Raw genomic sequence first — 524 nt, forward strand, 5'->3', positions numbered from 1 at the left:
TGCATCGATTTAACGTATGATCGTGGCAAACCACAAGTACGTTATCTTTTGTTGGCTGAACATCTACTTCTACCCATTTTAGGCCGAGATCAATTGCAGCTTGAACGCTGACTTTTGTATTTTCTGGGAACGAGCCGGCAACGCCGCGGTGACCAATTAACAGAGTTTCCATTTTGTTTGCCTTCTTGAATTAGATGTCCAGATTGTACTCGCTTTTGGCCGTTGATATAGAGGTGAAAGGCTTCTTCAGGGCGGTAACGTCACGATTCAACGGTGTAATTTTCATCAAACAAGCATGGTGCGGAAATGAAAGACTAGATTGGTAAGAGATTCTGAGCTACAAAATGACGTTGGACTTTTATGCTCTTGCCGCTCATTTTTAAAGAGCGACGTATCTTTCAAGAGCCGCATTTTTTCAGGGAGAGTAAGATGAAAATTGGTGTGATTGGCGCTGGCGCCGTTGGAGTTGGTGTTTGCAATTATTTGCTCACGCTAGGCAGCGTCAGTGAACTTGTTCTGTTAGA

Annotated in this window: 1 protein-coding gene and 1 pseudogene; one reads left to right on the top strand and one right to left on the bottom strand. The window is 43.7% G+C overall.

All coding sequences use genetic code 11. The features are described from left to right. Positions 1–172: glycerophosphodiester phosphodiesterase family protein (locus R7O13_RS30670; RefSeq protein WP_318305696.1), on the bottom strand; the 172-nt coding region annotated here is incomplete at its 3' end. 188 nt (positions 173–360) lie between these two features. Here R7O13_RS30670 and R7O13_RS30675 point away from each other — a divergent pair. Next, a pseudogene (locus tag R7O13_RS30675) lies at positions 361–524 on the top strand (L-lactate dehydrogenase); the annotation flags it as partial.

It is taken from the genome of Vibrio sp. Y176 (genome assembly GCF_033438945.1).